At 58.1% G+C, this 25,248-nt stretch carries 24 protein-coding genes and 1 tRNA gene; 22 read left to right on the top strand and 3 right to left on the bottom strand.

Features of this window, described 5'->3' with window-relative positions; all coding sequences use genetic code 11:
* The first annotated feature begins 141 nt into the window (after positions 1–141).
* Positions 142–236: transfer RNA gene (locus DT594_RS02485), tRNA-Sec, on the top strand.
* A gap of 48 nt (positions 237–284) precedes the next feature.
* On the opposite strand, the gene dctP is transcribed toward DT594_RS02485, so the two are convergent.
* Complete coding sequence (dctP, locus tag DT594_RS02480; RefSeq protein WP_149331213.1) at positions 285–1,439, bottom strand: TRAP transporter substrate-binding protein DctP; 1,155 nt, start codon at positions 1,437–1,439, stop codon at positions 285–287.
* A gap of 158 nt (positions 1,440–1,597) precedes the next feature.
* On the opposite strand from dctP, the gene DT594_RS02475 reads away from it, so the two are divergent.
* From DT594_RS02475 to DT594_RS02465, 3 genes are all read left to right on the top strand, one after another.
* Complete coding sequence (locus tag DT594_RS02475) at positions 1,598–2,191, top strand: TRAP transporter small permease (protein ID WP_149331212.1); 594 nt, start codon at positions 1,598–1,600, stop codon at positions 2,189–2,191.
* Between the two features lie 18 nt (positions 2,192–2,209).
* Positions 2,210–3,493, top strand: a complete 1,284-nt coding sequence (locus DT594_RS02470) for a TRAP transporter large permease (RefSeq protein WP_096347637.1) — start codon at positions 2,210–2,212, stop codon at positions 3,491–3,493.
* Between the two features lie 137 nt (positions 3,494–3,630).
* Entirely contained in the window at positions 3,631–5,370 is a 1,740-nt protein-coding gene (locus tag DT594_RS02465) for a methyl-accepting chemotaxis protein (protein WP_149331211.1), read from the top strand.
* Positions 5,371–5,382: 12 nt separating this feature from the next.
* On the opposite strand, the gene DT594_RS02460 is transcribed toward DT594_RS02465, so the two are convergent.
* A complete protein-coding gene (locus DT594_RS02460) occupies positions 5,383–6,027 on the bottom strand; it encodes an alpha/beta family hydrolase (RefSeq protein ID WP_246164534.1) in 645 nt (214 codons plus the stop codon).
* 395 nt (positions 6,028–6,422) lie between these two features.
* Here DT594_RS02460 and ccoN point away from each other — a divergent pair, with 395 nt between their 5' ends.
* The 14 genes from ccoN to DT594_RS02390 all read left to right on the top strand — a co-directional run bounded on the left by ccoN (position 6,423) and on the right by DT594_RS02390 (position 19,417).
* On the top strand, positions 6,423–7,865 hold the full coding sequence (ccoN, locus tag DT594_RS02455; RefSeq protein ID WP_096348530.1) for a cytochrome-c oxidase, cbb3-type subunit I: 1,443 nt from the start codon (positions 6,423–6,425) through the stop codon (positions 7,863–7,865).
* A complete protein-coding gene (ccoO, locus tag DT594_RS02450; RefSeq protein WP_149331210.1) occupies positions 7,865–8,476 on the top strand; it encodes a cytochrome-c oxidase, cbb3-type subunit II in 612 nt (203 codons plus the stop codon). The genes ccoN and ccoO overlap by 1 nt, the downstream gene beginning before the upstream one ends.
* Before the next feature lie 6 nt (positions 8,477–8,482).
* Positions 8,483–8,674 carry a cbb3-type cytochrome oxidase subunit 3 gene (locus DT594_RS02445; protein WP_096348528.1) on the top strand — a complete coding sequence of 64 codons (192 nt, stop codon included), beginning with the start codon at positions 8,483–8,485 and terminating at the stop codon, positions 8,672–8,674.
* Positions 8,671–9,573, top strand: coding sequence for a cytochrome-c oxidase, cbb3-type subunit III (ccoP, locus tag DT594_RS02440; RefSeq protein ID WP_149331209.1), 903 nt, complete (start codon positions 8,671–8,673; stop codon positions 9,571–9,573). Before DT594_RS02445 ends, ccoP begins: the two co-directional genes overlap by 4 nt.
* A gap of 137 nt (positions 9,574–9,710) precedes the next feature.
* The gene (ccoG, locus tag DT594_RS02435) at positions 9,711–11,126 is read left to right on the top strand and encodes a cytochrome c oxidase accessory protein CcoG (RefSeq protein ID WP_149331208.1); all 1,416 of its coding nucleotides are present in this window, start codon (positions 9,711–9,713) and stop codon (positions 11,124–11,126) included.
* A gap of 4 nt (positions 11,127–11,130) precedes the next feature.
* A complete protein-coding gene (locus DT594_RS02430; protein WP_149331207.1) occupies positions 11,131–11,646 on the top strand; it encodes a FixH family protein in 516 nt (171 codons plus the stop codon).
* A gap of 2 nt (positions 11,647–11,648) precedes the next feature.
* Positions 11,649–14,132: a heavy metal translocating P-type ATPase gene (locus DT594_RS02425; protein ID WP_149331206.1), complete on the top strand. Its 2,484-nt coding sequence runs from the start codon at positions 11,649–11,651 to the stop codon at positions 14,130–14,132.
* The gene (gene ccoS / locus DT594_RS02420; protein ID WP_149331205.1) at positions 14,129–14,377 is read left to right on the top strand and encodes a cbb3-type cytochrome oxidase assembly protein CcoS; all 249 of its coding nucleotides are present in this window, start codon (positions 14,129–14,131) and stop codon (positions 14,375–14,377) included. Before DT594_RS02425 ends, ccoS begins: the two co-directional genes overlap by 4 nt.
* Positions 14,374–15,123: a sulfite exporter TauE/SafE family protein gene (locus DT594_RS02415; RefSeq protein WP_246164533.1), complete on the top strand. Its 750-nt coding sequence runs from the start codon at positions 14,374–14,376 to the stop codon at positions 15,121–15,123. The genes ccoS and DT594_RS02415 overlap by 4 nt, the downstream gene beginning before the upstream one ends.
* 91 nt (positions 15,124–15,214) lie before the next feature.
* Positions 15,215–15,949, top strand: a complete 735-nt coding sequence (fnr, locus tag DT594_RS02410; RefSeq protein ID WP_149331204.1) for a fumarate/nitrate reduction transcriptional regulator Fnr — start codon at positions 15,215–15,217, stop codon at positions 15,947–15,949.
* A gap of 23 nt (positions 15,950–15,972) precedes the next feature.
* On the top strand, positions 15,973–16,518 hold the full coding sequence (locus DT594_RS02405; protein WP_149331203.1) for an adenine phosphoribosyltransferase: 546 nt from the start codon (positions 15,973–15,975) through the stop codon (positions 16,516–16,518).
* Positions 16,519–16,581: 63 nt separating this feature from the next.
* Entirely contained in the window at positions 16,582–17,457 is an 876-nt protein-coding gene (locus DT594_RS02400) for an ion transporter (protein WP_149331202.1), read from the top strand.
* Entirely contained in the window at positions 17,447–18,640 is a 1,194-nt protein-coding gene (locus tag DT594_RS02395; RefSeq protein WP_178091380.1) for an MFS transporter, read from the top strand. The genes DT594_RS02400 and DT594_RS02395 overlap by 11 nt, the downstream gene beginning before the upstream one ends.
* 135 nt (positions 18,641–18,775) lie before the next feature.
* Positions 18,776–19,417, top strand: coding sequence for a response regulator (locus DT594_RS02390; protein WP_149331200.1), 642 nt, complete (start codon positions 18,776–18,778; stop codon positions 19,415–19,417).
* On the opposite strand, the gene DT594_RS02385 is transcribed toward DT594_RS02390, so the two are convergent.
* Positions 19,414–21,192: a hybrid sensor histidine kinase/response regulator gene (locus tag DT594_RS02385; protein ID WP_178091378.1), complete on the bottom strand. Its 1,779-nt coding sequence runs from the start codon at positions 21,190–21,192 to the stop codon at positions 19,414–19,416. The genes DT594_RS02390 and DT594_RS02385 overlap by 4 nt on opposite strands.
* A gap of 166 nt (positions 21,193–21,358) precedes the next feature.
* Between DT594_RS02385 and DT594_RS02380 the strand changes: the two genes are divergently transcribed.
* From DT594_RS02380 to glpK, 4 genes are all read left to right on the top strand, one after another.
* Positions 21,359–21,946 carry a hypothetical protein gene (locus DT594_RS02380; RefSeq protein ID WP_246164532.1) on the top strand — a complete coding sequence of 196 codons (588 nt, stop codon included), beginning with the start codon at positions 21,359–21,361 and terminating at the stop codon, positions 21,944–21,946.
* 140 nt (positions 21,947–22,086) lie between these two features.
* Complete coding sequence (locus tag DT594_RS02375) at positions 22,087–23,124, top strand: NADP-dependent oxidoreductase (protein ID WP_149331198.1); 1,038 nt, start codon at positions 22,087–22,089, stop codon at positions 23,122–23,124.
* A gap of 62 nt (positions 23,125–23,186) precedes the next feature.
* Entirely contained in the window at positions 23,187–23,672 is a 486-nt protein-coding gene (gene ybaK / locus DT594_RS02370) for a Cys-tRNA(Pro) deacylase (RefSeq protein WP_149331197.1), read from the top strand.
* A gap of 35 nt (positions 23,673–23,707) precedes the next feature.
* On the top strand, positions 23,708–25,198 hold the full coding sequence (glpK, locus tag DT594_RS02365) for a glycerol kinase GlpK (protein ID WP_149331196.1): 1,491 nt from the start codon (positions 23,708–23,710) through the stop codon (positions 25,196–25,198).
* Positions 25,199–25,248: the final 50 nt, after the last annotated feature.

Here is a 25,248-nt window from a genome sequence, read left to right as displayed (position 1 = left end):
CTAAAGGCTGGCAGGCCAGTGCGAAAGAACTAATGATCGGCGGGATGTCAGGAGCTGGATACACGCGGTTGTTATCCGCCGTAATCCATGACCTTTATAGATAGCGCGCCGGGCGGCGCGCTATGCTAGCTTGCGACTGATGGAAGGGCATCGTCCCCGGTGGGGCGCTCGGATTTCAAACCCGGTGAGATGCGCCAGGCGCGTCTGGTAGGTTCGACTCCTATTCCCTTCCGCCAATCACCGTTATTGCACAACAGCTAATGCGCAATAACGGTTACAGGCAATCAAGCGGCGTCGGCTTCATCCATTGCCGATTCATCGCTTTCCTGCATACCATCTTCCGCGTCAGTCTCTTCAGAAGGGGTCTCATCACCTGACTGAGCGGCTTCAACCTGCTCAATCAAAGCGTTCATCAGACGCTCGCCACGCTCACCGACCATTTCGGCGAAGGTGTCACGTACCGGAATGCTCAGCTCGCGAAACGCATCGCGCTCTTCAGGGGTCAGATAAACCAGCTCGATATCGCTGTTTTCGGTGATGATATCCAAACGCTCGGTATTCAGGCGCGTCTGCACATCATGTACATGCGGTACCAACTCGACGACAGTCTCTTCGATCATGTCTTTATGCTCATCAGACAAACCGTCGTACCACTCCTTGTTACCCATAAAGGTAGCGATAAACTGCGCCTGATTGGCAAAAATCAGATAATCCTGAACCTGATAAAAGTCCATTTCCTGATGGGCAAAAACCGGTTGGATGTTACCGTCCAGTTGACCCAGCTGCATGCCGCTGAACAACTCACCGTATTCCATGGTGGTAGGCTCTGCACCATAGGCGCTATAAGTTTCGCGCAGCAGGCGGTTATCCATTACGCGGATCGCCATACCGTCGAAGTCTTCAGGCGTACGGACAGCCTTGTTGGCACTCCATACCTGCCAGCCCTCGGGCACGATAGCCAAGGGTTGCAAGTTGCGCTCGCCAAACGCAGCAACCAGGTCTTCATGCTTGCGGAACGCCGGATCGTTGAGAATTTCGGTGTTGAGCTTTTCATCGTCGGTCAGCACGAAGTTCAAGCTGAACAGCTGTGACTCGGGAACGGTACCGCCCAAAAAGCCAGAGCCGAAGGCTAACTGAATAGCGCCTTCCTGAACCTGGTCATAAATGTCAGTCAAACCGCCCAATTGGCCGTAAGGATAGAGTTTGACCTCAATCTCGCCATCGGACTTCTCGTTGATCAGTTCGGCAAACTTCTCGCCGTATTCATACTGCACACTGCCTTCGATTTCTTCCAGACCAAAGCCCCATGTGGTGACCTCAACTTCTTCCGTTTCCGGAGTTGCGGTCTCCGGAGCAGTAGCCGCTGTTTCCTGCTCGTCTGATCCGCACGCCGCTAACAGTATTACTGCCCCGGCGATCAATCCATTACGTAATATCATGGAACACTCCTTATCAATTGTTCTGGTTAACATTTTTAACCTTAGCACAAGCTACGCTATGCAAAAACAATCGACTTGGGTTATGTTGAATTAAGCAACATTCAAAGCGCTATTTGGCAACAGTGCCGTATTGCAGACTGTATGCAGAGGACAATCTAATGCCCGATTCCGACGGACCCCCGGCCACAGGCGGCTGGAGCAAAGGGTTAATCCGCGCTTTAAGTTTGCTGGATCGCGTGACCGAACAGATCGAAAAACTGATCCTAGGCTGCACTGTCCTGTTTATCTCCGGGATGCTGGTAGTGCATGTGCTGGCCCGGCAGTTACTCAGTAGCGGTGTAACCGGCCAGGTAGAACTGACCCAGATGTGCATCGTGATCATGACATTTGCCGGCCTCGGCTACGGGGTTCGACGTGCGCGGCATATCTGCATGTCAGCGTTTTATGATCAGCTCAAGGGCTGGCCGAGAAAAACGCTCCTGATCACTATATGCCTGTTGACCGGCGCCTTGATGTTCTATTTCTGCTGGCATGCCTATGAGTATGTCAGTGCCATCCAGAGTCGCGGGCGTAAATCCTCGGCTCTGCAGATTCCGTTATGGATTCCTTATCTGATAGTGCCCATTGGCTTTGCTCTGGCCGGCATTCAGTATTGGCTGACCGCATTGCGCAATATGACCTCAGCGGATATTTATCGCTCGTTCAGTGAAAAAGAGCGATATGACGACGTGCCCGACGACCTCACCACCTAAGGAGGGGCGGACCCCATCATGCTGACTATTATTATCATTTCCATGATCGTGCTGTTGCTCCTGGGCTTTCCGATGATGGTGCCTTTGCTGGTCGCCAGTTTGATGTTCATGTTTCTGGTGATCGACATGAACAACGTCGGGCTGCTTATGGGCCAGATGATCAGCGGCGTGCAGAGCTGGGCGCTGGCGGCTGTGCCACTATTTATTTTCGCTGCGGACCTGATGACCCGTGGCCACACCGCCAATCGCCTGCTCGATCTGGTGCAGACCTTTGTCGGGCACTTGCGCGGCGGACTGCCGATCACTACCGCTGCCGGCTGCACTCTGTTCGGCGCGGTTTCCGGTTCTACTCAGGCCACGGTGGTGGCCATGGGTGGTCCGATGCGGCCGAAGTTGCTGGAAAAAGGCTATTCGGACTCCTTCAGCATTGCGCTGATTATCAACTCCAGCGACATTGCCCTGCTGATCCCGCCCAGTATCGGCATGATCATTTACGGCGTAGTCTCGGGCGCGTCAATTGGTGACCTGTTTATCGCCGGTATCCTGCCCGGCTTGCTGATTCTGCTGATGTTCTCGGTGTACTGCTGGTATGCCTCTCTGCGCATGGGCATCGCGCCTGAAGAAAAGGCAACCTGGGTGAGGCGCGGCCAGGCATTGAAAAAGGCGCTGCTACCCCTGGGCTTTCCATTAGTAGTCGTCGGCGGTATCTACGGCGGCATTTTCAGCCCGACCGAAGCTGCGGCCATTGCAGTACTTTATGCGCTGGTGCTGGAAGTGGTGATCTTGCGTGCGGTCAAGGTGACCGAGCTCTGGGACATAGCTCTTTCCACCGGGTTGATTACGGCGGTGGTCTTTATCCTGGTCGCGGCGGGTAACGCCTTTACCTACACCATCTCCTTTGCTGGCATTCCGCAGGCTATCCTTGGACCTGTGATCGAGACTATCGGCGACAGTCAGTTGCTGGTGCTGGGGTTGATCGCCGTGTCCTTTTTCGTCGGCTGCATGTTTGTTGACCCCATCGTGGTGATCCTGATCCTGACGCCGCTATTCAAACCGGCGGTGGCGGCAGCGGGTCTGGATCCGGTCCATGTGGGCGTGATTGTCACCCTCCAGGCCGCTATTGGTTCAGCCACGCCGCCGTTCGGGTGCGACATCTTTACCGCTATGGCGGTGTTCCGCAGGCCCTATTTTGACGTGATCCGCGGCACCCTGCCGTTCATTCTGATATTACTGCTGGCCACCGCATTGCTGATCATGTTCCCCGCCATCTCGCTATGGCTTCCCTCTCTAGGGGGTGGCTGACGCAGTCGAATCAGGGCGGCGGCCGACCGCCCTGACCTGCTGTTTTGCTCGACAAGCTAAAGCAAACTGACAGCGCTGCCGATAATGTTTCTGAACCAGAATAATAAACCTCTTCAGGGGTATAAGGTGCAGACCACATGAGCAGCGAGACCATCGACAATATGCGTAGCATGAGAAGTGCTGAAGGGAATGCAGACGGTTTTCGTCAACCCGCCGCGCAGATCTTTTCCCCTACCGGCCTTTGTCTTTTACTCTTGGCCAGTCAGTTGTTTTTCAGCGCGGCATTACTCTGGCTAAGCAGTGGTCTGCTGTTCGGCGCTAGCCTGTTGCTCACGCCTGTGGCGCTGATGCTGATCAAGGAAGTCCGGTTATTGAACGGCGGCAGCCAGACTGCACAAGCGCAGCTATACAAAGCCAATGCTGTGCAGATAGACCTGGCCGAGGACGACGCGCCCCAGCGGACTGCCGACCCGCTAAGTGCACAACTTGCTGAGTTCTCCTCGCGGCTTCGCGACATCATGCTCGACCTGCAGCAACAGAGCCTGCGTATTGCGCTGTCCTCAGCGCAAAACCGTCTACTCGCCGAGCACGCTGGCAATGATGCCCAGCAACAAAAGAACTTGTCAGAGTTGATCTTCCAGGCCAGCGAGCAAACCACTCGGGCGCTACAGGACATATCCTCCCGCGCGGGCATCATCACCGAGATGAACAGCCGCAACCTGGAAGTAGCGCGCAGCTCGAAACTGCAGCTCGGCGACGCCCACGTACAGATGCAACAAATCAGTCAGAGCATGACGGGTTTCAAGACCAATATCGAAGCGCTGGACAGTACCTCCGGGCAGATCCGCAGCATTCTCACCACAGTCCAGGATTTTTCTTCGCAGACCAATATGCTGGCTCTCAATGCGGCGATAGAAGCCGCCCGCGCGGGTGAGCATGGTCGTGGCTTTGCCGTGGTCGCCGACGAAGTGCGCAATCTATCGGTCAAGGTAGGCAGCGCAGCAACCCAGATTGGCCAGCTGATTGAGCAGATGCTCGATGCCATGGCCGGCGCGGATCAGCAGACCCAGACCATGCAGGCTCAGACCAACCAGGCCGGCAGCGCGGTCAGTACCGCCGCTGAGCAGTTTGAACGGATGGTCGAAGATTTCCAGCAGGCCAATGATGATCTATTGATGGTCAGCAGTGCGCTGGAACAACTGACCGTAACGAACACTGAAACCCACCAGCATGGCAGCGCCATACGCGATCTCAGTGTGGGGATCAGCCAGTGCGTCAGCAGTGTTTTTGAGCACGCAGATACCCAGCTGGAAAACACCAATCTGGTCCTGCAGGCGCTGTGCAACTTCCGCCTGGGACAGGGCAACCTGGAAGGCGCAACGGACAAGCTGATGGCGCGTCGGCGCCTGATCGAATCCCGCCTTGAACAACTGCTGGAGCAAGGCATAAACGTATTTGACCGGCAATACCAGCCCATCCCCGACACCCAGCCGCCCAAGCACAACGTCAGTTGGGCGGAGCCGTACCAGAAGTTGGTTCAACCATTGCTTGATGAGTGGGACTCGCAGGGTAAGGACGGTATCGTGTATATGGTGCCCGTGGACAATCACGGCTATCTGGCTGCCAGCCGCTCGGCGACCTCGCAGCCGCTGACCGGCGATCCCGCGATTGACGCAGCCAAAAGTGTGCATATGCGCTTTGTGGCCAAGGGCGTGAATCTGGATAACATGAATAAATGCGAGCATGTGGGTATGGGCAGCTTTGTGCTGCCCGGCAGCAGCACTATCGTGTTCGTGCTCTTTGTACCGCTGACGGTCAAAGGCAAGCACTGGGGTACCCTGAGCACTGGCATTTTGCCAAAGGCGCTGGGAGTCTGACCGGTTAGCCCGTTAACCGGTGCTAACGATTGAACCGGGTAAATGCTGGCGACAGAACTCGCCAGCCAACCGCGCGGCATGGGCAATAACATCCTGCTGGGTCCGCCCTGACGCCTTGAGCGGCTTGAAATCATGGTCCGCGCTGTCCAACCACTTCAGCTCCAGGCGCTCGGATAGCGGGTACTCAGCGACTTCATGCGGTTTACCCAACGGATCGCGGGTACCCTGCAGCACCAACAGGGGGCGGCGTAAATTCTGCAGATGAGCGATGCGAGTTTTCTCCGGCTTGCCTGGCGGATGAAAGGGATAACCAAAGCACACAGCGCCGGCTACCGGCAACTCGTCCACCAGCATGCTCGCTACCCTGCCGCCCATGGATTTACCCGCAATAAATAACGGGCCGCGGTGCAGGCCGCATTGCTCGCGGTAGGCGTCAAGCAACCTCGGCATGGGGTCAGGCGGGCGCTTTTTACCTTCCAAGCGACGAGTCTGCATATAGGGAAATTCGAACCGTACGACGTCGAGCCCCTGCTGGCTCAGCAACGTAGCCATCAGCTGCATGAACTCGCTATCCATAGGCGCGCCTGCGCCATGTGCGAACAGCAGGGTCGCATGTGCTGCGCCATTCGCGGGGTGGTCAATCAGCTTTGCAGGCAACGTCGGATCTCCTGTTTATCTGTTCATTCCCCGGCAGCCGCGAGCACAACTGCGACAAGATGCCACGCAATCAACAGGGTTATTGTGCTTCACACATGGCCCCCGGGGTACTAAGCTTACCGTTGCCCGATCCGCGTTCGTCTGATAGCCGTGGAGAAGGAGCCGGCCACACAACTAAAAACCTCGCGCCGGTTATCAATCTTGCGCCGTGCAGGCAGATGTATCGATTGCTGTCACTGCCCACTGCCACTTCGTCGAGTGTACTGTAAAAGGCCATCCAGAGGGCTTTGAAGCGGACCATACCTTGACCTGTGTCATTGCAAACGAGGGCAGCTTTCCTCATACTTGCCGCCGTTTTAGACCCCTTAAACCCATTGCTATCCGTGGAACCTCGCATGAGCACAGCTACCACTTCGACAGCTTATAACTACAAAGTGGTACGTCAGTTCGCCGTCATGACGGTGATCTGGGGTATCGTAGGCATGAGCCTTGGTGTCCTTCTGGCAGCCCAGCTGGTCTGGCCCGCCCTGAACTTTGACCTGCCCTGGACCAGCTTCGGACGCCTGCGCCCGTTGCATACCAATGCGGTCGTCTTTGCCTTTGGCGGTTGCGCGTTGATGGCTACCTCCTTCTACGTGGTGCAGCGCACCTCACAGGCCCGGCTGTTTTCCGACCGCCTGGCGGCCTTTGTGTTCTGGGGCTGGCAGACAGTTATCGTCTTAGCGGTTATTACGCTGCCTCTGGGTCTCACGTCGACCAAAGAGTATGCCGAACTGGAATGGCCGATCGATATTCTTATCGCTCTGGTCTGGATCAGTTACGGCCTGGTGTTCTTCGGCACCATTATGAAGCGCCAGATGAAGCACATCTATGTGGGTAACTGGTTCTTTGGCGCCTTCATCATTACCGTTGCTGTGCTGCACATCGTCAACAGCATGGCTATGCCGATCACGCTGTTCAAATCCTACTCGATGTATTCGGGTGCGACGGATGCAATGGTTCAGTGGTGGTACGGGCACAACGCGGTGGGGTTCTTCCTGACTGCCGGCTTCCTGGGCATGATGTATTACTTCGTACCCAAGCAGGCTAACCGCCCGATCTACTCCTACCGTCTGTCGATCGTGCATTTCTGGGCACTGATCGCGATCTACATCTGGGCCGGCCCGCACCACCTGCATTACACCGCGCTGCCTGACTGGGCACAGTCGCTGGGCATGGTGATGTCACTGATTCTGCTGGCGCCAAGCTGGGGCGGCATGATCAACGGCATGATGACGCTGTCGGGTGCCTGGCACAAACTGCGCACCGATCCGATCCTGCGCTTCCTGGTGGTGTCCCTGGCGTTCTACGGCATGTCGACCTTTGAAGGTCCGATGATGGCGATTAAAACCGTTAACGCCCTCTCCCACTACACCGACTGGACCATTGGTCACGTACACGCCGGTGCGCTGGGCTGGGTTGCGATGATCTCCATCGGCTCGCTCTATCACATGATTCCGAAGATCTTCGGCCGTGAGCAGATGCACAGCGTTGGCCTGATCAACGTGCACTTCTGGCTAGCTACTGTAGGTACGGTTCTGTATATCGTTTCCATGTGGGTTAACGGCATTACCCAGGGCCTCATGTGGCGCGCAGTCAACGTCGACGGCACCCTGACCTACTCCTTTGTGGAAGCGCTGGAAGCCAGCCACCCGGGCTTTATTGTCCGCATGATCGGCGGCTTGTTCTTCCTCATTGGTATGCTTCTGATGGGTTACAACGTGTGGCGCACCATTCGCGCCTCTCAGCCGGCTGAAGCACAGGCCGCCGCGCAAATGACCCAGGGAGCAGCTCACTAATGAAAAAGCACGAATTGGTAGAAAAAAATCTGGGCCTGCTGGTGGTGCTGATCGTTGTTGCGATCAGCTTCGGCGGCCTGACCCAGATCGTCCCGCTGTTCTTTCAACAGGAAACCACTCAGCCGATCGAGGGCCTGCGGCCTTACACCGCGCTGGAGCTGGAAGGACGTGACATCTATATCCGCGAAGGTTGCGTTGGTTGCCACTCGCAGATGGTCCGCCCGTTCCGTTCGGAAACCGAGCGTTATGGTCACTACTCGGTAGCCGGTGAAAGCGTCTACGAGCACCCTTTCCTGTGGGGCTCCAAGCGTACCGGTCCAGATCTGGCCCGCGTCGGTCAGCGTTACTCCGACGATTGGCATCGTGCGCACCTGATCAACCCGCGTGATGTAGTGCCTGAGTCCAAGATGCCGGCTTACCCGTGGCTGCAGGAAAACGTCCTGAGCGGCGACCATACCGCTGCCAAGATGACTGGCCTGCGCCGCCTGGGCGTGCCCTACACCGACGAAGACATTGCCGGTGCTGAAGAGGAAGTCAAAGGGGTCGCCGAAATCGACGCCGTGATCGCCTATCTGCAGCACCTCGGCACTGTTCTTTCAGATCGCCGGTAACCGACCATGGATATCAACACTCTCCGCGGCATTGCCACCATCCTTGCGATGTTGGCATTCATCGGTGTCACCGTATGGGCCTATAGCTCCTACAAGAAAAAAGATTTCGACGAAGCGGCTCAACTGCCCTTCGCCGATGAGTCTGATGATGAAAAAGCGCGCCGTGAGCAGCAAGACGCTAGGAGTAACAAAGAATGAGTAATTTCTGGAGCGGGTACATCATTGTCCTGACCCTGATCACGCTGGGCCTGATCCTCTGGTTGCTCTTCGCTACCCGCAAAGGGCAGCGGCCGGAAGAAACCGACCAAACCGTTGGCCATTCCTTCGATGGTATCGAGGAGTACGACAACCCCCTGCCGCGCTGGTGGTTCGTCCTGTTTCTGGCGACCATCGTTTTCAGCGCCGTCTACCTGGTGCTCTACCCTGGCATGGGTAAATGGCCTGGCATCCTCGGTTGGACCCAAGTGGGCCAGTACGAGGAAGAGGTAGCGGATGCACGTGAGCAGTTCGCACCGATTTTCGCCAAGTTCGCCGACATGCCGGTGGAAGAGGTTGCCCAGGACGACGAGGCTCATCGCATCGGCCAGCGCCTGTTTGCGGTTAACTGCTCGGTTTGCCACGGTTCTGATGGCCGCGGTGCCTACGGTTTCCCGAACCTGACCGACGACGAATGGATCTGGGGCGGTGAGCCGGACCAGATTCGCACCACGCTCAATGGCGGCCGTCAGGCGGCGATGCCGGCTTGGCTGGCAGTCATCGGCGAGTCTGGTGTTCGCAATGCCGCCGGTTATGTTCGTAGCCTGTCAGGACTGGAAACTGAAGGCGTGGATATTGCTGCTGGTGAACAGATCTTCAAGACCAACTGCGTGGCCTGCCACGGCCCGGACGGCACAGGCAACCCACTGTTGGGCGCACCTAACCTGACAGACGATGTTTGGCTGTATGGCGCCAGCATGCTGCAGGTTCAGCAGAGCCTGCGCTATGGTCGTAACGGTAACATGCCATCCCAGGCACACCTGGGTGAAGACAAGCTGCACGTGCTGACTGCGTACGTTTATAGCCTGTCCAAGCGCAATACCGACGCCGAAGCAGACTGAACCACCCACCCGCCGCGACGCCAGGTCGCATGGCGCTGAACGACCAGCCACCCTATTCTTGAGTGGTATAGCACTACCAGTCCCGGCCGGACCTCCGGCCGGGACACCTCCCTCGCACAACACCACGGCGGATCATCATGAGCGAAAAAATTCCCGTCAAGAATGTCACCCCCCCGGGTCAGGTTCAGACCTACGATCTGTACGCCAAGCGCGACAAGATCCAGACGCGGTCTTACCAGGGATTTTTTCGCAACGTACGGCTGATCGGCGTGGGTTTGCTGTTTCTGCTGTATTTCGGTACCGCCTGGCTGGATTGGGGTGGCCGTCAGGCCGTGCTGTTTGATCTGCCGGCACGCCAGTTCCATATTTTCAGTGCCACTTTCCAGCCGGAAGACTTCTTTTTGCTGTCCTTCCTGCTGATCATCTGCGCCTTTGGCCTGTTTTTCATCACCGTGTTCGCCGGCCGCATCTGGTGCGGTTACACCTGCCCGCAAACCGTATGGACATGGATTTTCATGTGGGCGGAAAAGGTTACCGAGGGCGAGCGCAACGCGCGCATCAAGCTCGACAAGCAACCGATGAACGCCAACAAGCTGGCTCGCCGTACTGCCAAACACAGCATCTGGCTGAGCGTGTCGGTAGTCACCGCGCTGACCTTTGTCGGTTATTTCACGCCGATTCGCGAACTGGTACCGGATACCTTCACCCTGCAAATCAATGGCTGGACGCTGTTCTGGGTGTTCTTCTTTACCATGGCCACCTACATCAATGCCGGCTGGTTGCGCGAGCAAGTCTGCTTTTACATGTGCCCCTACGGCCGCTTCCAGAGCGTGATGTTCGACAAGGACACACTGATCGTCGCCTATGACCCGCGCCGTGGTGAGCAGCGCGGGCCACGCAAGAAGGGTGTAGAGCCTGCGGCCGTGGGTCTGGGCGACTGCGTGGACTGCAATATGTGCGTTCAGGTCTGCCCTACCGGCATCGATATCCGCGATGGCCTGCAGTATGAGTGCATTCAGTGCGCCGCCTGCGTGGACGCATGCGATGACATCATGGACAAGATGAACTATCCCAGGGGGCTGATCAGCTACACCACCGAGCATAATCTCAGTGGCGAGAAAACCCAAGTCATTCGTCCGCGACTGCTCGGCTATGGTGCGGCCCTGGCGATCATGATCGGATTGTTCATCGTGACTGTTACCAGCCTGTCCGAAGTGTCACTGGACGTGCAGCGTGACCGTAACGTGCTGTTCCGCGAGGCCCGCGGCGGCGATATCGAGAACGTGTATATTGTCAGGATCTTCAACAAGGCCCAGCAGGAGCGGACCTTTGATCTGAGCATCGAAGGGCATCCGGAATTGGAGATGAATCTGCCGGACAACCGCCTGACTGTCGAGGCCAACGGACACTTGCAACTACCGGTGAACGTGCAGCTCGACCCGGCATTCCTGGAAAGCACCAACATGCCAGTCAACTTCCGCGTCACCGCTGAAGACGACCCCGAAGTGACAACGCTGTCCGAAAGCCGTTTCATGGGCCCTAACCTCAGGTAATTACATGCAGCAAGACGAAATCATTCCACCCTGGTACAAGCAGTTCTGGCCCTGGTTCATCATCGGAATTCTGGTGTTTGCCGTAGTCATCGGGCTGGGTTTGCTATTTATTTCGCTGGCACACCAGGACAGCATGGTTCGCGACAACTATTACAAGGAAGGTCGCGCGATCAACATGCACCTGGGCCGCGATCAGTTGGCTGATGAGCTGCAGCTGTCCTCCGAGTTCAGCGTGGACGAGGTAACGGGCGAGATCAGTCTGAACCTTGAGGGCCAGTTGGAGCCGCTGCCGGCCGACCTGCAACTGGACTTGATCTCCCCTTCTCACGCGGAACGCGACCGCACCGTGCTGCTCAAGCGCGTCAGTGGCAATCAGTACGCCGGGCAGTTGTCTGAATCCATGCAGGGTCGTCACTACGTCGATCTGAGCGACCCGACCAAACCTGGCGAAACAGGCTGGCGTCTGACCGATGAGATCAACCTGGGCAGCGGGCAGACTTATCGTCTCAGCGCCGAGTAAGCATGGCTAATCCTGTCCCCTGCTACCACTGTAGCGAGCCGGTTCCGACCGGCTCTTCCTGGACCTGCGTCATACTCGAGCAGCCCAGAGCCATGTGCTGCCCGGGCTGTCAGGCGGTCGCCGCAGCCATCGTGGCGGGCGGCCTGGAAAGCTATTACCGCCACCGCACCGATAATGCCGTCAATCCCGAAGCCCTCCCCCGGGTACTGCAGGATGAACTGGAGCTGCTCGACCGCGCCGATGTGCAGCAACGCTATGTGCATAGTGAGGGTGATCAGCAGCAGATCCAGTTATTAATTGAAGGCATCAGTTGCGCAGCCTGCGGCTGGCTGATCGAGAAACGCCTGAGCCAGATGCCTGGCGTGAGCCAGGCCGGCCTGAACCTGGGCAATCACCGCCTGACACTGACCTGGAACCCGGAACAGACGCGCCTCTCTGCACTGCTGGCAGAGATCAAGCGCATCGGCTATGGCGCGCATCCGTTTGAAGCAGACAAGGCCAGCGAGCAGATTGCCGCCGAGAATCGACGTTATCTGCGTCGCCTGGGCCTGGCCGGGCTGATGTTCATGCAGGTGATGATGGCGACGATGGCCCTGTATGAGGAATTCAATCAGGACCTGACTGCGGATATGGCCATTATCCTGCGCTGGGTCAGCCTGTTAATGACCACGCCCGTGGTGCTCTACAGTTGCGCGCCCTTCTTCCAGGGCGCCTGGCGAGACCTGAGTAATCGCCGCTTGAGCATGGATGTATCCGTATCTCTGGCGATCGGTGGCGCCTATCTGGCTGGGGTCTGGGCCACGGTAACCAATACCGGCGAAATTTACTTCGATTCGGTCACCATGTTTGCGTTTTTCCTGCTGGCGGGGCGCTATCTGGAACGCCGGGCGCGGCAGCGCACGGTGGAAAGCAGCGCCAAACTGGTCAACCTGCTGCCGCCCAGCGCCATGCGCGTAGACAGCGAGGGGCATACGCAGCGGGTGATGCTGGACGAAGTGCAGCCCGGCGACTTGCTGGATATCAAGCCAGGCGAGAGCATCCCTGCCGACGGTGAGATCATTGACGGCATCAGCAGCGTGGATGAGTCTGCGCTGTCCGGTGAATACCTGCCGCTGGCCAAACGCGTCGGCGACCAGGTGACCGCCGGCACCCTGAACGTTGAAGGCCCACTGCGTATTCGAGTCAACGCCATCGGTGAACAGACGCGCCTGTCCGCCATCGTGCGATTACTCGAGCGCGCCCAGACCGACAAGCCACGCCTGGCGCAAATTGCCGATCAGGCGGCGCAGTATTTTCTGCTGATCGTCATGAGTGCCGCGGTCGTCGTCGGCGGTCTCTGGTGGTGGCTGGCCAATGGCGAAACAGCGTTCTGGGTCGTACTGGCAATGCTCGTCGCCACCTGCCCTTGCGCGCTGTCGTTGGCCACCCCCACGGCACTGACCACCGCCACCGGCAGTCTGCAGAAACTCGGGCTGTTGATCACCCGCGGGCATGTGCTCGAAGGTTTGACCAAAATAGACACCGTGATTGTCGACAAGACCGGCACGCTGACCGAAGGCCGGATGACATTGGAGCGTGTTGAAGCCTTTGCCGGCCAGGACAGCGATCAGGCTTTGCGTCTGGCGCGGATGCTTGAAGCCCGCTCCGAGCATCCCATCGCCCGTGCCTTTGGCCGCACCTTGGAGCAGGCTGACAGCGTCACCAGCCACCCCGGCCTGGGACTGGAAGGGATTTGCCAGGGCCAGCTACTGCGTATTGGCAAACCCGCTTTTGTCAGTGAGCTCAGTGCCAAATTCAGTGCCATGCCAAGTAGCCATGCAGCACCCGAACTGCCTGACGAACCCGGTCAGTGGCTGCTACTCGGTGACGAGCAGGGCCCGATTGCCTGGTTCGTACTCAACGACCGCCTGCGCCCCGATGCTGCCGAGTTGATCCAAGGACTCAAAGCCCGCGCGCTTCAGGTCATCCTGCTCTCCGGTGACCATGATCAGGTGGTCAACCGCATGGCTGACCAATTGGGCATCGAAAAGGCCATTGGTAATGCCAGCCCTGCGGATAAACTCGCCTATGTGCAGGGACTGCAGAGCCAGGGCCGTCAGGTGCTGATGCTCGGCGACGGGGTCAATGACGTACCGGTGCTGGCCAGCGCGAATATCTCTATTGCCATGGGCGAGGCGTCTGACCTGGCCAAAACCAGCGCCGACGCAGTGCTGCTCAGCAGTCAGTTGACGGTGCTGCTGCAGGCCTTGAGCGGGGCTCGGCGTACCAGACGCATCGTGGTGCAGAACCTGTTCTGGGCCGGCGCCTATAATGCCGGTATCCTGCCATTGGCAGCGCTGGGCCTGGTTACACCCGCCTGGGCTGCTATTGGTATGTCCGCCAGCTCACTGCTGGTAGTGCTGAACGCGTTGCGCCTGGTGCGCATGGACCAGCGGCGGCAGGTCACTCAGCGCGGCGCTCCCGTGCTATTGGAGACGGCGGTATGACATTCTTGTATATTTTGGTCCCCATCGCCGTGGTACTGGTCATCATCGCCATCTGGGTATTCACCTGGGCGGTCGATAGCGGCCAGTACGATGACCTCGACGGCCCTGCACACAGCATCCTGTTCGACGACGAAGACCCGGCGCATCTGGCCGCCCAGCCAGAAGAAAAGCCGACAACGGCTGACGAGCCAAAAGACCTCGAAGCGTCCGCGGCGGAAAACGAAGACCGAGATAACCGATCTTGAACGCCGAACTACTGCCGCTGTTTCTCACTGCCCTGGCGCTCGGCTTGCTCGGCGGCGGGCACTGCATCGGCATGTGTGGCGGCCTGATGGGCGCGCTGACCATGGCCATCCCGGCGCAACAGCGCAAAGGTTGGCCGCTGTGGCGCATTTTGCTGGGGTATAACGCCGGGCGAATCGCCAGCTACAGCCTAGCCGGCGCATTGGTCGGCAGTCTTGGCTGGCTGATCCAGGATCTTGGCCTCGGCATTCTGTTGCGCACCCTTGCCGGATTGCTGATGATCGCCATGGGTTTATATTTGGCTAACTGGTGGTCCGGGTTGACCCGCATAGAACAGTTGGGCCGCGGACTCTGGCGGCATATCGAGCCACGTGCGCGCAAACTGCTGCCGGTCAAATCGCCTAGCCAGGCAATCGCACTAGGCGCGCTATGGGGCTGGCTGCCATGCGGGCTGGTCTACAGCACGCTGATCTGGGCCAGCAGCCAGGGCGATGCGGGGGTGTCTGCCGGGCTGATGCTGACATTTGGTTTGGGCACGCTGCCAACGCTGATGGCCACTGGTCTGGCGGCGCAGACAATGTTGCGCTGGTTGCGCAAGCGCCATGTGCGCATCTCCGCCGCGTTGCTGGTTATCCTCTTTGGCTTGTGGACCATACCGGGACCCCACCAGGCGTGGTTGATGGGGCACGGCAGCCATGAAGCTAATCAAGGCCTGCCCGCAGAAGCGACGGAACATCAGCACCACTGACCCAACTATGGGATAAATGGCAGAGTAGCCATGCATGATGTACGCTTTACAGTCATTACTGTACCGCTAGACCTCAGCCAGGAAGCTGCCCATGAGTACTCCCATCACCTTGCGCGCTGCGCTACCCGAAACCCACTGCAAGGACTGCAGCCTCTCAGGCATGTGTTTGCCTTTGGCATTGCATGACGAAGAGCTGGAAGTGCTGGACAACATCGTCAAGCGTGGGCGACCGGTGAAAAAAGGTGAAATGCTGTTTCGTCAGGGCGACCCCTTTGAGTCGATCTATGCCTTGCGTTCCGGCGCGGTAAAGACCTTCAGCCTGTCGGATAACGGTGAAGAGCAAATCACCGGCTTTCATCTGGCCAGTGAACTGATCGGCTTGTCCGGTATGGACAGCGAGCGCTATCCCGTCTCCGCGGTAGCGCTGGAAACCACCTCGGTGTGCGAAATACCATTTGAGCGCCTGGATGACCTGACTGCGACCATGCCGCAACTACGCAAGCAGGTCATGCGCCTGATGAGCCGGGAGATTCGCGATGATCAGCAGATGATGCTGCTGCTCTCGAAGAAAACTGCCGATGAGCGCATTGCCACTTTATTGATCAACCTGTCGGCACGCTATCGCGCGCGCGGTTACTCAGCCAAGTGCTTTCGCCTGGCCATGTCGCGCAGCGAAATCGGTAACTATCTGGGTCTGGCAGTCGAAACCGTTTCACGGGTATTTACCCGGTTTCAACAACAAGGTCTGATTGCCGCAGACGGCAAACAGATTGATATACTCGACCACATTGAACTCTGCGCCCTTGCCGGCGGCCAAAGTGACTGAATTAACGCCATTGGACTCCCGTAATGATATTTGACGAGTACAGCATCAAATCCCTGGTCCGCCCGATACCCGATTTCCCCAAGGCCGGGGTGACCTTCCGCGACATCACCCCACTGTACCAGTCACCCCGCGCGATGCGCATGGTCGCTGACAGCCTGATTCAACGCTATGTCGAATCACCCATTACACACATTGCGGCTATAGATGCCCGCGGTTTTTTGCTTGGCTCAGTGCTCGCCTACGAGTTGAATAAACCGCTGATTCTGGTACGCAAGGCCGGCAAGCTGCCTGCCGATGTGATCAGCGAAACCTACAGCAGCGAGTACGGTGACTGTGTGGTGGAAATGCACCGCGATGCACTCAAGGGCGGCGAGCAGGTGTTGTTGCTCGACGACCTGATTGCCACTGGCGGCACCTTTCTGGCTGCAGCCCGACTGGTCAAGCAACTCGGCGGCAATGTTTACGAGGCCGGCGCTATTATCGACCTGCCCGACCTCGGCGGCTCCCGCAAGATGCAGGATGCCGATATTCCCACTTATACCCTGTGTGCTTTCGAGCTGGACGAATAAGCCGGTTCTGCATCCAACCAACCCGTTATCCTGAGCGCGCCTGCGCTCGAAGTGTGAGCACACATGAACACCACTACCCTAGATATGTCCCAGCCCTGGCGTCAGCGGCTGGCTGAACGGTTGGAGCAGCCACGCATCCAGTTTCTGGTCATGGCGCTGATTCTGATCAACGCGGTGATCCTCGGCCTGGAAACCTCTTCGACCATGATGCGGCACTGGGGCGGTGTGCTGAAACTGCTCGATCAGATCATTCTCGGCATGTTCGTGATCGAGATCGGTCTACGCTTCGTCGCCCATGGCTGGCGCTTGCTGAAGGATCCCTGGGGGTTGTTTGATACCCTGGTAATTGCCATTGCGCTGGTCCCGGCTAGCGGTCCGTTGGCAGTGCTGCGCGCGCTGCGCGTATTGCGGGTCCTGCGACTGGTATCCATAGTGCCAAGCATGAAGATCGTAGTTCAATCGCTGCTGTCGGCGCTGCCGGGCATGGGTAGCATCGTCGCCCTGCTGAGCCTGGTGTTCTATGTGGCCGCGGTGATTGCGACCCAGCTGTTTGGCCAAGCCTTCCCTGACTGGTTCGGCACCCTGGGCGCCAGCCTGTATACGCTGTTCCAGATCATGACGCTGGAGAGCTGGTCGATGGGTATCGTGCGCCCGGTTATGGAGGTTTACCCGTTCGCCTGGCTGTACTTCGTGCCCTTTATCCTGATTGCCACATTCATGATGCTCAACCTGTTTATCGCGGTGATCGTCGACGCCATCCAGAATCAGCGTGAACGCATCGCAGCGGCCAAAGCACTCAAAGAAGGGACCGCTGGCGAGGTGCAGGCAGAGCACCATGCCAGCACCTTGTCCGGAGTGCATCAGGAGCTGCTCCTGGACGAGGTACGGCAGCTGCGCGAGGAACTCAGCTCATTGCGTAACGCACTGCGTGAGCGTTGAACCGCTGATTGAAAAAGGCACCCCGGCTTTTCGCCGGGCCTGCCTGGCGTTGATTCTGGCCTCACTGGTGGTATTCGCCAATTTGTATGCCATACATCCGCTGCTGCCGCTGATTGCCGAGACCTTCCAGATCACCAGCCTGCAGGCCAGCAGTGTATTTACCCTGACCAACCTGACTCTGGCCTGTTCGCTGCTGGTGCATGGCCCCCTGTCAGACGCGATTGGCCGCAAGGGCCCGCTGTTGGCAGGTATCACGGCCACCTTAGTGCTCAATCTGGCCATGGCTTATACCACCGACTATTCGCTACTGCTGTGGTTACGCGCAGCCTTGGGTATTTGCCTGGGCGTGCTACCCGCGGTGGCGATCGCCTACCTGGGCGACAGCATGAGCCGCAAGGCAATGGTCGCCGCAGTGGGGCTGTATATCGCGGGCAACACTGTCGGTGGCGCGGGTGGACGTTTAGCAGGGGGCTTTATTGGTGAGCATCTGGGATTGCAGGCGGTATTTCTCAGCCTCGCGGCCTTCACCTTGCTCGGCTTGATCTGCGTGGCGATTCTGCTGCCCCGCCCTGCCGGTTTTCTCCCGCAGCGGCTGTCACCGGCAGGAGGCTTCCAAAGTTTTATTGATCATCTGTGCAATCGACAATTGCTGCCAGCGTTTCTGCTCGGCGGCTGCAACTTCATGATCTTCATCAACCTGTACACCTATCTGACCTTTCGCCTCAGCGCGGAACCCTGGCAACTCGGTGCCGGTGCACTGGGCCTGCTGTTTCTCACCTATCTGGCCGGCACCTTCTCTGCTGCACTGTCCGGTCGCCTGAACTATGGAGGTGGGTTGCCGGGAATGGCCATCGGCGTGTTGTTATTGATTGGCGGCTGCCTGATCACACTCTCGGAGCAGTTGTGGCTGATCCTTGCCGGCTTGTTGTGCAATGCGTTCGGCTTCTTCCTCACCCATTCGCTGGCCAACGCCTGGATCAATCAGCATGCAACCCACAGCAAGGCCAGCGCGTCCTCACTGTATTCCGTTTTCTACTATCTTGGCTCGGCTCTGGGGGTCTATTATCTGGAGCCCTTCTGGCGCCTGGCCGGTTGGCCGAGCGTTGTGGCTGGCAGTTTGCTGGTCCTGCTGATCAACCTCGGGTTGATTGTTTACTTGCGCCGCAAAAGTTTCCCGGCTTAAAGACGCCACGCGCTCTGCGCGTATTGCCAACCCTGCACCTAGACCTTCAGAGCAAGGTTGCTTATGATCCATCCAATAATAAAAACACCGTGATGCCCGTGCGCTGTACACGGTGGATTACCTAAGGAAGCATCCATGCTGGCCCCAAACCTGCCGCCTGATACGCGTTTGCTGCTGATCGATGATCATCAGATTTACCTCGATGGCTTGAGTTTGACGCTGCAGAATCTCTGCCAGGACGTCAGACTTGACCATGCACACAACGCTAACGAGGCCGAGCAGCACGCCAGCGAACACACCTACGATCTGATTCTGCTCGACCTGCAACTGCCCGACAGTAGCGGTCTGGCATTGCTGCAGAAGTTACGCAAGATAGATGCGCTGGTGCCTATTGCAATACTGACCGCGAGTAACAGCGCCAGCGATCTGGACGCGGCCATGCAGCTCGGCGCGTCGGGCTTTATCAGCAAGACCGCAGACGGCAGCACTCTGCTGGATGCGGTGACGCGCTTGCTGTTCGGCGAACAGGTCGTCATCGGCAATGGCATGCCTACGGATCGCCAAGCATCTGCACGCGAACTGGGTGTTACCCCCCGGCAGTTGGAGATCCTCGATCTGCTCAGTGAGGGCCTGCCGAACAAGGTAATTTGTCAGCGCCTGAATCTCTCGGAAGATACGGTCAAAACGCATCTCAAGGCCTTGTTCATCACTTTCGACTGCCACAATCGTACCGAGTGCGTGGGCATTGCTCGCAAGCTCGGCTTGGTCAGCCTTTAGTCGGCGAGCAACTGCTGAATCATGCGCCGCAGACGAGCGGGTAGTACGGGTTTATAGATCAGCTCGATATCCGTCAAGCGCGCCGCCTCGACGACTTCCTCGCTGGTATCAGCCGTAATCAACAGCGTGGCGCCAGTATGCAGACCACGCTCACGCAGCGTCCTGACCAGTGAGATGCCATCCATACTGCCCTCCAGGCGGTAATCGCTTACCAGCAGATCTACGCTGCCCGGCAGGATGTTTTCCAGCGCCTGCTCGGGCGTCTGATAACAGCGCACCGTACAACCCCATTCGCGCAACAAGGTCTCCATCGCTTCCTGGTTGATCAGGTCGTTCTCGATGACCACCACGTTGCCGAGCAAAGTAGTTTGTTGATGCTCAGGAGCGCTCTTCAGCTCCTCGGTCCAGTCAGCCACCGGCACTTCTATCCAGAACTGCGAACCCTGCCCCGGCGCAGAGATCAGACCCGAGGGGTATTCCAGCAGGTGCATCAACTGTCTGCAGATGGACAGCCCCAGCCCAACGCCCTTCTCCAGCGTACGCGCAGGGTTATTCAACTGCGTAAACTCTTCGAAGACCTGCTCTTGCTCGGCGGCGCTCAAACCGCAACCATTATCGACCACCGACAAGCGCACACGCTGTTCAACCCTTACGACCTCAATACGTACCTCAGTCGCCTGGGCGTGCAGCAATGCGTTGTTGAGAAAGTTGCGAATCAGCCGCTCCAGCAGCAATGGGTCACTGTAGACCGCACTGTGATGTGGGCAGACCAGGTGCATTCGTACGCCACGCTGTTCAGCACTGGCTTCCAGCCCTGCCAGTAACCGCAACAGCCACGGCCGCAGGTTGAAAGCCCGCAGTTGCGGGCGGACCATTCCGACACTCAACCGCGAGATATCCAGCAGCGAATTAAGCATGGCTTGCAGCAACTGAGTTGAGTCCGCCAGGCGTTTGACCGTCAGCCGTAATGGAGGATCAATCACTCGCTCGTCGAGGTGCTGGATAAACAAGGACATGGCATGCAAAGGTTGGCGTAGGTCATGACTGGCGGTAGCCAGAAAGCGAGTCTTGCTTTGACTTTCGCGCTCGGCCCTTGCGCGCGCTGCGACCAGAAGGCGCTCATTCAGGTAAGCGCCGCGCATCATGTATTCATAGATATAAGCGCCGAGGCTGCCGATCAGATTGAAGCACACCAGGAATAGCCCGCTGGCGATGATCAAACTGCGCGGGCTGCCAATCATATACTCCGCCCACAGGTACGCCAGCACGATGCCCCAGGACCCGGTCACCGCATAGCGCATCGGTAAGCCGAGCAGAAAGAACCCCGAGAGCAACACCAGATAGAGACCGTCGTGGGTGACCTGCACGCCGATGTCCGCAATGCGGCTGACGACAATGATCATCGCCACCATCAGCCCGCTCAACACGTAGCTGAGCCACGCCGCAGCGAAGGCCCTTCGCGGGGCGATTTTGTTGGGTCGATTGGCATACCAGAGAGTGATGCAGACAATCGTCAGCACCACCAGGCGTACGCTGACGGTATAGCGATTCAAATAAGCGGGCAAATAGGTCAGATCAATCCAGACGAACAGCAACATGAAACTGACACAGGAAAAGGCCACCACCCACACGCGATTGCACATCTTGTCGTGCAGGTAGCGCTGAAAACCTGGTTCAAAGCCTTGGCTGAAACGCAGGTTGGTGAAACTACGTTGTTGGGCCAGCAACGCTGGTTCGTCAATGGGAATCTGGGAGCTGGCAGGGCCCGGTGACATGGCCGACATCCTGTTCTATTTGTTGTGTAATGGCCTTTTTATACCATCGGGAAATATAGGAGCAAAATTAAAAGATTAATCAGTTTAAAAACAATATTTTACTTTGTCTTTTTAGGACTATGCTTCACCTAAGCCCTTTAACGTACTTATGCAGTAAGGTGATCATGTGACAACGGTTAGCCCGTACTTGATGCAGTCTCCTCAGCTTCACTTGAATCATGATCCCGCAGCAGCGATCGGTCAGGAACCCGCGCTTCCTTTCAATCCGCCTCTGAACATCGCCGTTCTGGTACCGCCGCAGAGCTTGCGTTGCCATGTGATACGCCCGACCTTGACCTATTTGGGCGTCGCCGATACCAGCGCTGAAAATCTGTTACTAGGCACCCTGCTGGCCATGGCCTGGCTACCGGCGGACAAGCAATCAGGCGACGGCATCGGGCCATACGGCATCAGCGCCAGCGTACATACCCGGTTGTGGGACGACTACCTGGCTACCCAGCCTGACCTCGCCAGCCTGATTCGCGGACTGGCTAGCCAGCGCTGCTTTCTGCAAGACCCACACGCCGAGCTGGCCTTTAATCTGGCTTATGCTACTGCCATCGCCTGGATGATCTACCAGCAGCAGGCAGTCTGCCTTACCGAAGCATCCGATACTCAAGCACTTGCGCATGTCTGGCAACTTACCTACCCCCACCGCGGCGGCCTGGCTCGCGACTTTATCAGCAGCTGGAATATGACCCACGGCGATCAGTAGCCGATCTTCGCCTGATCAATACCCCACCATAAGCCTGTGCCAGCCTGGTTGACCTACCGGTCAACCGCTCGCATTCTGCATGCACAGCTATTGCCAACAACTTATCCCGCACTCGCAACCAAATAACCAGAGGGACACCCATGCCTCAGAACAATCAGGTCAACCGCCAGATACTGCTCGCTTCACGCCCGGTAGGCGCTCCTAAAGCCGAGAACTTCAACCTGATCGAGAGCCCGATCCCAAAACCCGAACAGGGTCAGATGCTGCTCCGCGCCCTGTGGACGTCCCTGGACCCCTACATGCGCGGCCGCATGAGCGATGCCAAGTCCTATTCAGAGCCGGTACCCGTTGGCGGCGTGATGCCCTGTGGCGCGGTATGTCGGGTGGAAGAGTCGCACCTTGACGGCTTCGCCAAGGGTGATCTGGTCATGTCCTACACGGCCGGCTGGCAGGATTATTCGGTCAGCAATGGCGCCATGGTGTTCAAGCTCGACCCGCAGATGAAGAACCCTTCGCAGGCACTGGGTGTACTCGGCATGCCCGGCTTTACCGGCTATATGGGCCTGCTGGACATTGGCCAACCCAAGCCAGGTGAAACCGTGGTAGTCGCCGCCGCCACCGGTCCGGTCGGCGCGGTCGTGGGCCAGGTTGCCAAGCTCAAGGGCTGCCGCGTGGTCGGCGTAGCTGGCGGTGCGGAAAAATGCGCTTACGCGGTCAAGGAGCTCGGCTTTGATGCATGCCTGGATCACAAACAGGATGACCTCGCCGAGCAACTGGCCCTGGCCTGCCCCAAGGGTATCGATGTGTACTTCGAGAACGTCGGCGGCAAGGTGTTCGACGCGGTGATGCCGCTGCTGAATCCGCACTCGCGCATTCCGGTCTGCGGCCTGATCGCCCAGTACAATGCCACCGAGCTGCCGCCTGGCCCGGATCGTTTGCCGCAGTTGATGCGCCTGATGCTCAGCCAGCGTATTCGCATGCAGGCGTTTATCATTTTTGACAACTACGGCCCGCACTACCCCGAGTTTCTCAAGGTCATGACGCCCTGGGTTGCCGAAGGCAAGGTCAAGGTCAAGGAAGATCAGGTCGATGGATTGGAGAATGCGCCTGCCGCCTTTATGGGGCTGCTGGAAGGCAAAAACTTCGGCAAGCTGGTAGTCAAGATCGCCGACAGCTGATCAGCGCTTGGCGACGGCGCAGGGACGCTTTAATCTTGCAGCGTCCCTGCCAGGAATACACCATGACGCCAGCTACAAAACTGCTCGACAAAGCCGGCATTGATTACCGGCTGCATCGCTATCAGCATGACCCCAAGGCCGAATCTTATGGCGGTGAAGCCGCCGACAAACTCGGACTCGATCCTGCGCGTGTGTTCAAGACGCTGCTAGCCAGCAGCGAAACTGCCGAGCTATTGGTTGCCATCGTACCGGTCAACGGCATGCTCGACCTTAAAGCACTGGCAGCTTCAGCCAACGTCAAGAAAATTGCCATGGCCGACCCCGCTGCAGCACAGCGCAGCACCGGCTATCTGCTGGGTGGCATCAGCCCGTTAGGGCAAAAGAAAGCATTGCGGACCTTTATCGACACCAGCGCCCGGCAATGGCCTACCCTGTATGTCAGCGGCGGCCGACGTGGGTTGGAAATTGAACTGACCGCAGAGGCGCTGGCCAGCCAGACCCGTGGGGAATTCGCGAACATTAGCCGCGCAGACAAACCGCATCACTGACCGTTAAAAGCAATCACAACAAGGACAGCCGCGCCATGGCCCAGCATATTCTCGCCATCGACCAGGGCACTACCAGTAGCCGCGCCATTATTTTTGACGCCCAGGCCAACCCCGTCGCCGTTTCCCAGGCCGAGTTCAAGCAGTACTTTCCACAGGACGGCTGGGTCGAGCACGATGGCGAAGAGATCTGGTCCAGCACCCTGGACGTTTGCCGCGATGTACTGCAGAAAGCTCAGCTTCAGGCCAGCGATATTAGCGCCATCGGCATTACCAACCAGCGCGAAACCACACTGCTGTGGGATGCCGAGACCGGCGAACTGCTGCATCACGCGATCGTATGGCAGGATCGGCGCACCGCAGACTACTGCACCGAACTGAAAGAAGCTGGCCACGAAGCGATGGTCACGGCCAATACCGGGCTGCTGATCGACCCGTATTTCTCCGGCACCAAACTACGCTGGCTACTGGATAACGTTGATGGCGCCCGTGATCGCGCCGACCAGGGCAAACTGCGTTTCGGTACCGTCGACAGCTTCCTGCTCTGGCGCCTGACCGGCGGTAAGGTGCACCGCACTGACGCCAGCAACGCCTCGCGCACGCTGATGTTCAATATTCATACACAGCAGTGGGACGAGCAAATGCTCGAACTGCTGGGCATCCCCACCAGCTTGCTGCCTGAGGTGATGGACTGTGCTGCCGAATTCGGCACCACTGACGCCGACGTATTGGGCGCGGCGATTCCAGTAGCCGGCATCGCCGGCGATCAGCAGGCAGCGCTGATTGGCCAGGCCTGCTTCAAACCCGGCATGGTCAAGAGCACGTATGGCACCGGCTGCTTTATGGTGATGAATACCGGGGATACGCCGATCCACTCTGAGCACCGGCTGTTAACCACCGTCGGCTACCGACTCAATGGCAAAACCACCTACGCGCTGGAGGGCAGCATTTTTGTTGCCGGCGCGGCGATCCAATGGCTGCGTGATGGCCTCAAGCTGATCCAGCATGCCGGTGAAACCGAAGCCATGGCAGAAGAAACAGGCGATCAGTGTGGCGTTTATCTGGTACCGGCCTTTACCGGCCTGGGCGCACCCTACTGGGATCCCAAGGCGCGCGGCGCGATTTTTGGCCTGACGCGCGACACGGGCATTGCCGAGATCGTCACCGCCGGCCTGCAGTCGGTGTGTTTTCAAACCCGCGACCTGCTGGACGCAATGATCGCCGACGGCGCCAACAGCACCGCCGCACTGCGCGTGGATGGCGGCATGGTAGTCAACAACTGGGTGGTTCAGGCGTTGGCGAATATTCTCGGTGTACCCGTAGACCGGCCGCAGGTGACCGAAACCACAGCGCTGGGCGCCGCTTATCTCGCTGGGTTACAGATTGGTTTATTCAAGGATCTGGACGACATAGCCCAACGCTGGCAATGCGAGCGCGCCTTTAGCCCGGCCATGCCCGAGACCAAACGCGAGCAGCTCTACTCCGGCTGGCTGGATGCCATTCGCCGTGTCAGAGATGTACCTGTCTAAGGTGTTCTTGTCTGAGCTAAGCCCGCCTGAACAGGCGGGCTGGCTCCGTT

The sequence above is a fragment of the Halopseudomonas laoshanensis genome (genome assembly GCF_008365385.1).
Lineage (GTDB): Bacteria > Pseudomonadota > Gammaproteobacteria > Pseudomonadales > Pseudomonadaceae > Halopseudomonas > Halopseudomonas laoshanensis.
Note: the sequence above shows the minus strand (reverse complement) of the source record. Positions and strands in the feature narration are given on the sequence as shown.

Excerpts from the sequence above, each read along its gene's own strand:
- fnr (WP_149331204.1), top strand. The coding sequence starts at position 15,215 with ATGAGTACTCCCATCACCTTGCGCGCTGCGCTACCCGAAACCCACTGC.
- DT594_RS02470 (WP_096347637.1), top strand. The coding sequence starts at position 2,210 with ATGCTGACTATTATTATCATTTCCATGATCGTGCTGTTGCTCCTGGGC.
- ybaK (WP_149331197.1), top strand. The coding sequence starts at position 23,187 with ATGACGCCAGCTACAAAACTGCTCGACAAAGCCGGCATTGATTACCGG.
- ccoP (WP_149331209.1), top strand. The coding sequence starts at position 8,671 with ATGAGTAATTTCTGGAGCGGGTACATCATTGTCCTGACCCTGATCACG.
- ccoO (WP_149331210.1), top strand. The coding sequence starts at position 7,865 with ATGAAAAAGCACGAATTGGTAGAAAAAAATCTGGGCCTGCTGGTGGTG.
- DT594_RS02385 (WP_178091378.1), bottom strand. The coding sequence starts at position 21,192 with ATGTCACCGGGCCCTGCCAGCTCCCAGATTCCCATTGACGAACCAGCG.
- DT594_RS02475 (WP_149331212.1), top strand. The coding sequence starts at position 1,598 with ATGCCCGATTCCGACGGACCCCCGGCCACAGGCGGCTGGAGCAAAGGG.
- DT594_RS02390 (WP_149331200.1), top strand. The coding sequence starts at position 18,776 with ATGCTGGCCCCAAACCTGCCGCCTGATACGCGTTTGCTGCTGATCGAT.
- DT594_RS02425 (WP_149331206.1), top strand. The coding sequence starts at position 11,649 with ATGGCTAATCCTGTCCCCTGCTACCACTGTAGCGAGCCGGTTCCGACC.
- ccoS (WP_149331205.1), top strand. The coding sequence starts at position 14,129 with ATGACATTCTTGTATATTTTGGTCCCCATCGCCGTGGTACTGGTCATC.
- DT594_RS02430 (WP_149331207.1), top strand. The coding sequence starts at position 11,131 with ATGCAGCAAGACGAAATCATTCCACCCTGGTACAAGCAGTTCTGGCCC.
- DT594_RS02465 (WP_149331211.1), top strand. The coding sequence starts at position 3,631 with ATGAGCAGCGAGACCATCGACAATATGCGTAGCATGAGAAGTGCTGAA.
- DT594_RS02400 (WP_149331202.1), top strand. The coding sequence starts at position 16,582 with ATGAACACCACTACCCTAGATATGTCCCAGCCCTGGCGTCAGCGGCTG.
- DT594_RS02405 (WP_149331203.1), top strand. The coding sequence starts at position 15,973 with ATGATATTTGACGAGTACAGCATCAAATCCCTGGTCCGCCCGATACCC.
- glpK (WP_149331196.1), top strand. The coding sequence starts at position 23,708 with ATGGCCCAGCATATTCTCGCCATCGACCAGGGCACTACCAGTAGCCGC.
- DT594_RS02375 (WP_149331198.1), top strand. The coding sequence starts at position 22,087 with ATGCCTCAGAACAATCAGGTCAACCGCCAGATACTGCTCGCTTCACGC.
- ccoN (WP_096348530.1), top strand. The coding sequence starts at position 6,423 with ATGAGCACAGCTACCACTTCGACAGCTTATAACTACAAAGTGGTACGT.
- dctP (WP_149331213.1), bottom strand. The coding sequence starts at position 1,439 with ATGATATTACGTAATGGATTGATCGCCGGGGCAGTAATACTGTTAGCG.
- DT594_RS02445 (WP_096348528.1), top strand. The coding sequence starts at position 8,483 with ATGGATATCAACACTCTCCGCGGCATTGCCACCATCCTTGCGATGTTG.
- ccoG (WP_149331208.1), top strand. The coding sequence starts at position 9,711 with ATGAGCGAAAAAATTCCCGTCAAGAATGTCACCCCCCCGGGTCAGGTT.